The sequence below is a fragment of the Mycobacterium sp. genome (genome assembly GCF_032162105.1).
In the GTDB taxonomy this organism is placed as follows: domain Bacteria; phylum Actinomycetota; class Actinomycetes; order Mycobacteriales; family Mycobacteriaceae; genus Mycobacterium.
Window position 1 is genome coordinate 1 of record NZ_JAVRPS010000239.1, and the last position, 6,068, is coordinate 6,068.

Here is a 6,068-nt window from a genome sequence, read left to right on the forward strand (position 1 = left end):
CTGGCCGCCCTTTGGGTGCTGTTGGTGCTGGCCGCCGTCTGACCGGACCGGATGGCGCGAGCAGACACATAAGTGCCCTGTTGCGCAATGAAAAGGGCACTTATGCGTCTGCTCGCCGGAGTTGGGGCGCGTTTTGGCTGATCGGGGAGAGGCGCGCTATTCTTGACGCGTTCCACCGAAGACCGTCGGTCACCGAGAAATCGGTTGAAGGTCCGGGATTTGTCCCGGCGGCCCACGCAGGAGGACGAGGTAGTTGCATTCTTGCGCGCCCCGGCCACTCTGCGTCGGGGCGTTCGTCATTTCTCGGCCCCTCGTGTCGGTCTGCGGTGAAACACCCGAAACCACCCACGAGGAGGCATGCATGGCCAAGGCTGACAAGGCCACCGCGGTCGCTGACATCGCCGAACAGTTCAAGGAGGCGACGGCCACCGTCGTCACCGAGTACCGCGGGCTGACGGTTGCCAACCTGGCCGAGCTGCGACGCTCGCTCAGCGGTTCCGCCACCTATTCCGTCGCCAAGAACACCTTGGTGAAGCGGGCAGCCAGCGAGGCCGGTGTCGAAGGCCTCGACGAACTGTTCGCCGGCCCCACCGCGATCGCGTTCATCAAGGGCGAGCCCGTTGACGCCGCCAAGGCGATCAAGACCTTCGCCAAGGATCACAAGGCGCTGATCATCAAGGGCGGCTACATGGACGGCAAAGCGCTGTCCGTGGACGAGGTCAACCGCATCGCGGACCTCGAGTCGCGCGAGGTGCTGCTGGCCAAGCTGGCGGGCGCGATGAAGGCCAAGACCAGCCAGGCCGCGGCGCTGTTTGCTGCCCCGGCGTCGCAGGTCGCCCGCCTCGTCTTCGCGCTGCAGGAGAAGCGGGCCGCAGAAGCGCCGCCCGAGGCATCGGCGCCCGCCGACGCAGAAGCACCGGCACCCGCCGACGCAGAAGCACCGGCACCCGCCGACGCAGAAACAGAAGCACCGGCACCCGCCGACGCAGAAACAGAAGCACCGGCATCCGCCGAATAAGCACTATCCCAACCCCACGAAGCAAGTAAGTAAGGAAGGACCACAAAATGGCCAAGCTCAGCACCGAAGACCTGCTCGACGCGTTCAAGGAACTGACCCTGTTGGAGCTCTCGGAGTTCGTCAAGGCGTTCGAGGAGACCTTCGACGTCACCGCGGCCGCTCCGGTAGCCGTCGCCGCCGCGGCAGGCGCTGCCGCCCCGGCCGAGGCCGCCGAGGAGCAGACCGAGTTCGACGTCATCCTCGAGGGTGCCGGCGAGAAGAAGATCGGCGTCATCAAGGTCGTCCGCGAGATCGTGTCCGGCTTGGGCCTCAAGGAGGCCAAGGATCTGGTCGACGGGGCTCCCAAGCCGCTGCTCGAGAAGGTCAACAAGGACGCCGCCGAGGAGGCCAAGGCCAAGCTCGAGGCCGCAGGCGCTTCGGTCACCGTCAAGTAGTTCAGCTACGAGAGGCCCCCGGCAACGGGGGCCTCTTCGTATCTACAGCCACCCGGCCGTGCCAAGTGAGCCCGCCAGCTCGTCGGGTGTATCTCCCAGGGCGACAAGTAAATTGCCCACCGTTGCACCGAGCACCGGGCCGACCGCGGAGCCGTCGCTGCCGAAATAGTCCGCCAGCTCGAGCATCACGAAGCCGTGGATCGTCGTCCACAATTGCGCCGCGGTCGCGATTACGGCCTGCGCGTCATCGGCTGAACCGGCCGTGATCCGCCCGGCCAGCATCGAGCGGTGGACGATGTGCAGCAGCTGGCCGAATGCGGCGTACTCGGCGCGGATCTCGTCGACCGTCATCGTCAACAGATTGCGGGCGGGCGCGTTGATGCCATGCGCGCTGGTGCTGCCGAACATCAGCCGGTACAGATGCGGACGCTCGATGGCGAACTTCCGGTAGGCGACGCCGCAGATCAGCAGGTCAGCTACCGGGTCATTGGTGTCCGGCATCGTCACCGCGATCGCGAACTGCCTGCGTCCCTCGTCCGCGACCTCGGCGATCAGCGTGCGCATACCGCCAAAGTGCGTGTACAACGCCATCGTCGTCGTCCCTGCCGCCGACGACACCTTGCGGGTCTGCAGCGCGTCGGGACCGTGATCGTCGAGTAGGCCGACGGCCGCGTGCAGCAGCTGGTCGCGCACGGTGCGGTCGGCGGGCGAACTCATCGTTGCCATGGTCTCACGCGAGGCGTATGGTCTCATAACATCGATATAACGCTGTTATAGGACTCGGGGGATCCAATGGCGCCGGTCGAAACGACGCACTACACCGACAACCCGTACCTGCGGGGAGTGATCGCGCCGGTGCAGGTCGAGGCGACCGCCTTCGACCTCAGGGTCAGTGGCGAGATCCCGGATCACCTGGATGGGCGCTACCTACGCACCTGCGCCAATCCGGTGGCCGAGGTCGACCCGGCGGTCTATCACTGGTTCTCCGGCGATGCGATGGTGCACGGCCTGGCGCTGCGCGACGGAAGGGCGCAGTGGTATCGCAACCGCTGGGTTCGCACGCCTACCGTCAGCAGGGCGCTGGGCGAGCCCAGCTCCGCTTCGGTCGATCCACGCGCCGGCATGCTCGCCTACAGCCCCAACACCAACGTGCTGCGCCACGCCGGACGCACCCTGGCGCTGGTCGAAGCGGGCAACGCCAACTACGAACTCACCGACGAGCTCGACACCATCGGTACCTGTGACTTCGATGGCACCCTCTACGGCGGCTACACCGGCCACCCGCACCGCGATCCCGAGACCAATGAGCTGCACGCGGTCTCGTACTCGTTCATGCGCGGCCGGACCGTGCAGTACTCGGTGATCGACACCGGCGGCCGGGCCAGGCGCACCGTCGACATCGAGGTCGCGGGCGCGCCGATGATGCACGACTTCTCGCTGACCGAGAAGTACATCGTCATCTACGACCTGCCTGTGACCTTCGATGCGGCGCAGATGGTCCCGCGCACGGCACCGAGGTGGCTGCAGCGGCCGGCACGCCTAGTGTTGGAATCGCTGATCGGACGTGTCAAGGTGCCCGGCCCGATCGCGGCGCAGATCAACCGCAACACCAAGCGCGTCGACACACTGCCGTTCGCCTGGAATCCGTCCTACCCGGCCCGAATCGGAGTGATGCCGCGTGAGGGCACCAACGCCGACGTGCGGTGGTTCGACATCGAGCCTTGCTACGTCTTCCATCCGCTCAACGCCTACTCCGAGATCCGGGAGGGCGCCGAGCTGCTGGTGCTCGATGTGGTGCGAAACGAGCGGATCTTCGATCGTGACCGTCGTGGTCCCAGTGATGGGCACCCCACGCTCGATCGGTGGACGATCAACCTGACCACCGGCGCCGTAGGCACCGAACGGCGCGACGACCGGACGCAGGAGTTCCCGAGGATCAACGAGACCCTTACCGGGAAGAGGCACCGCTACGGCTACACGGTGAGCGTCGCAGGCGGGTTGGTCTGGGACGACAAGCCGCACGACCTGAGGACGGGGCTGTACAAGCACGACTACGCGACCGACAGCTGCGTCACCGCAGGGCTCGACCCCGATCTGGTGGTCGGCGAGATGGTGTTCGTAGCGAACCCGGGTGCCCACCACGAAGACGACGGCGTGCTGTTGGGTTTCGCCTATCACCGTGGGCGCGACGAGGGTCAACTGTTGATTCTCGACGCGGCCAGCATGCAGGTCACGGCCACCGTGCACCTCCCGCAACGAGTGCCCCTAGGATTTCACGGCAACTGGGCACCGGCCGGCTGATCGAGCAAATTTCCTACGCTCGTCTGTAAGAATGTTACGTAGCGCCACAAAGGCCGTAGCCCCATGGCGAGTGCGCTACAGTGACTCAAGCCACAGGTGGGTGGCGTGTGGTAACAGCAGCTTTGGCGGAAGGATCGCGCGTGGGCATCGGCATTCAGGTTGAGGGACTGACCAAGTCCTTCGGGCCCCAGCGAATCTGGGAAGACGTCACCTTCGAGATTCCCTCTGGTGAAGTCAGTGTGCTGCTGGGTCCGTCCGGTACCGGTAAGTCGGTGTTCCTGAAGTCGCTGATCGGGCTGCTGCGTCCCGAGCGCGGCAAGATCATCGTCGACGGCACCAACATCATCGAGTGCTCGGCCAAGGAGCTCTACGAGATCCGCACCCTGTTCGGCGTGATGTTCCAGGACGGTGCGCTGTTCGGCTCGATGAGCCTGTATGACAACACCGCGTTCCCGCTTCGTGAGCACACGAAGAAGAAGGAATCCGAGATCCGCCAGATCGTCATGGAGAAGCTCGACCTGGTCGGCCTGACCGGTGACGAGACCAAGTTCCCCGGTGAGATCTCCGGCGGTATGCGCAAGCGCGCCGGGCTGGCTCGCTCGCTGGTGCTCGACCCTCAGATCATTCTGTGCGACGAGCCGGACTCCGGTCTGGACCCGGTTCGTACCGCCTATCTTTCCCAGCTGCTGATCGACATCAATGCGCAGATCGACTGCACCATCCTGATCGTGACGCACAACATCAACATCGCTCGCACCGTGCCCGACAACATGGGCATGCTGTTCCGCAAGCACCTGGTCATGTTCGGCCCGCGTGAGGTGTTGTTGACCAGTGACGAGCCCGTCGTGAAGCAGTTCCTCAACGGTCGCCGTATCGGCCCGATCGGCATGTCCGAGGAGAAGGACGAGTCGCAGATGGCCGAGGAGCAGGCGCTGGCCGACGCCGGTCACCACGACGGTGGTGTCGAGGAGATCGAGGGGGTGCCGCCGCAGATCCTGGCCACGCCTGGCATGCCCGAGCGCAAGGCCGTGGCCCGTCGCCAGGCCCGGGTGCGCGAGATCATGCACACCCTGCCCGCAGCCGCGCAGGAGGCCATCCGCGACGATCTCGAGGGCACGCACAAGTACGTCGCGCACGAGTTCGGCGACGATCCGACCGCACGTCACCGCCAGGCAGAGGACGACTCGCCGACGGCGTCGATCCCCGTCGCCAAGGATTGACCGGTCCCGGTCGACGCGACCGGGGGAGTTGAGCCAATCGCACGCGCGCTGCGTTGAACCGTGCCGCCACGATCGTCGTCCACCGCTGGCCGAGACGCGACCGCGTTTGCTCCTCGGCACCCCGTGGTGGCGGCCGCGAATCTGGGGATGGGCAAAATCTCCACATCAAACCGCGTGTGAAGTCTTGACGGACGGCCCTAAACGGGCCACGCTGTTGGGCAGCATGTGTGTAAGGGTTCAGGACGCCAGCCAGCATCTAGTACCCCCCAGCACGTGGCTGTGATGGGCTTGTTGAGGAATGCGCCGTCCTGCGCTATTGTTGGACGTTGCGCTGGCTGCCTCCTGCCCACCTCACCCGCACCTGACACCGTGGTCCTAGCCTGAGCCCTGCTCAGTGATCTAGTTGCGTGCCGTGTGGCCGTGATGCGGACAGGCGAGAGCCAGCCGAACCGAAGCAGATAACGCGGCGTACGGGTCTGGCCTTCACCAGGCATCCGATCGTCGCACGGGTGCTGGAAGGATGCATCTTGGCAGTCTCTCGCCAGAGCAAGTCAGTCGATACCACCAACAATTCCGTTCCGGGAGCCCCTGGTCGAGTTTCCTTCGCCAAGCTTCGTGAACCGCTCGAGGTTCCGGGGCTGCTGGACGTTCAGACCGACTCTTTCGAATGGCTCATCGGTTCCGACCGGTGGCGCGAAAAGGCCCTCGAGCGCGGTGAGCCCACCCCCGTCGGTGGACTCGAAGAGGTGCTCGCCGAACTGTCGCCGATCGAGGATTTCGCGGGAACGCTCTCGCTGAGCTTCTCCGACCCGCGCTTCGACGAGGTCAAGGCACCCGTCGACGACTGCAAGGAAAAGGACCAGACGTACGCCGCGCCGCTGTTCGTCACCGCTGAGTTCATCAACAACCAGACCGGTGAGATCAAGAGCCAGACGGTCTTCATGGGCGACTTCCCGATGATGACCGAAAAGGGCACCTTCATCATCAACGGCACCGAGCGTGTCGTGGTGTCCCAGCTGGTCCGCTCGCCGGGGGTGTACTTCGACGAGAACATCGACAAGTCCACCGAGAAGACGCTGCACAGCGTCAAGGTGA

5 protein-coding genes and 1 pseudogene are annotated in these 6,068 nt (G+C 65.0%); 5 read left to right on the forward strand and 1 reads right to left on the reverse strand.

Features of this window, described 5'->3' with window-relative positions; genetic code table 11:
- Positions 1-361: 361 nt before the first annotated feature.
- Entirely contained in the window at positions 362-1,018 is a 657-nt protein-coding gene (gene rplJ, locus QOC69_RS11955) for a 50S ribosomal protein L10 (RefSeq protein ID WP_526439643.1), read from the forward strand.
- A gap of 47 nt (positions 1,019-1,065) precedes the next feature.
- Entirely contained in the window at positions 1,066-1,452 is a 387-nt protein-coding gene (gene rplL, locus QOC69_RS11960; protein WP_526439645.1) for a 50S ribosomal protein L7/L12, read from the forward strand.
- Positions 1,453-1,494: 42 nt separating this feature from the next.
- Here rplL and QOC69_RS11965 read toward each other — a convergent pair whose 3' ends face one another.
- Positions 1,495-2,178, reverse strand: a complete 684-nt coding sequence (locus QOC69_RS11965; RefSeq protein ID WP_526439647.1) for a TetR/AcrR family transcriptional regulator — start codon at positions 2,176-2,178, stop codon at positions 1,495-1,497.
- 66 nt (positions 2,179-2,244) lie between these two features.
- Between QOC69_RS11965 and QOC69_RS11970 the strand changes: the two genes are divergently transcribed.
- From QOC69_RS11970 to QOC69_RS11980, 3 genes and pseudogenes are all read left to right on the forward strand, one after another.
- Positions 2,245-3,753: a carotenoid oxygenase family protein gene (locus QOC69_RS11970; RefSeq protein ID WP_526439649.1), complete on the forward strand. Its 1,509-nt coding sequence runs from the start codon at positions 2,245-2,247 to the stop codon at positions 3,751-3,753.
- Positions 3,754-3,893: 140 nt separating this feature from the next.
- Positions 3,894-4,973 carry an ABC transporter ATP-binding protein gene (locus QOC69_RS11975; RefSeq protein ID WP_526439651.1) on the forward strand — a complete coding sequence of 360 codons (1,080 nt, stop codon included), beginning with the start codon at positions 3,894-3,896 and terminating at the stop codon, positions 4,971-4,973.
- 527 nt (positions 4,974-5,500) lie between these two features.
- Positions 5,501-6,068: pseudogene (locus QOC69_RS11980) on the forward strand (DNA-directed RNA polymerase subunit beta); the annotation flags it as partial.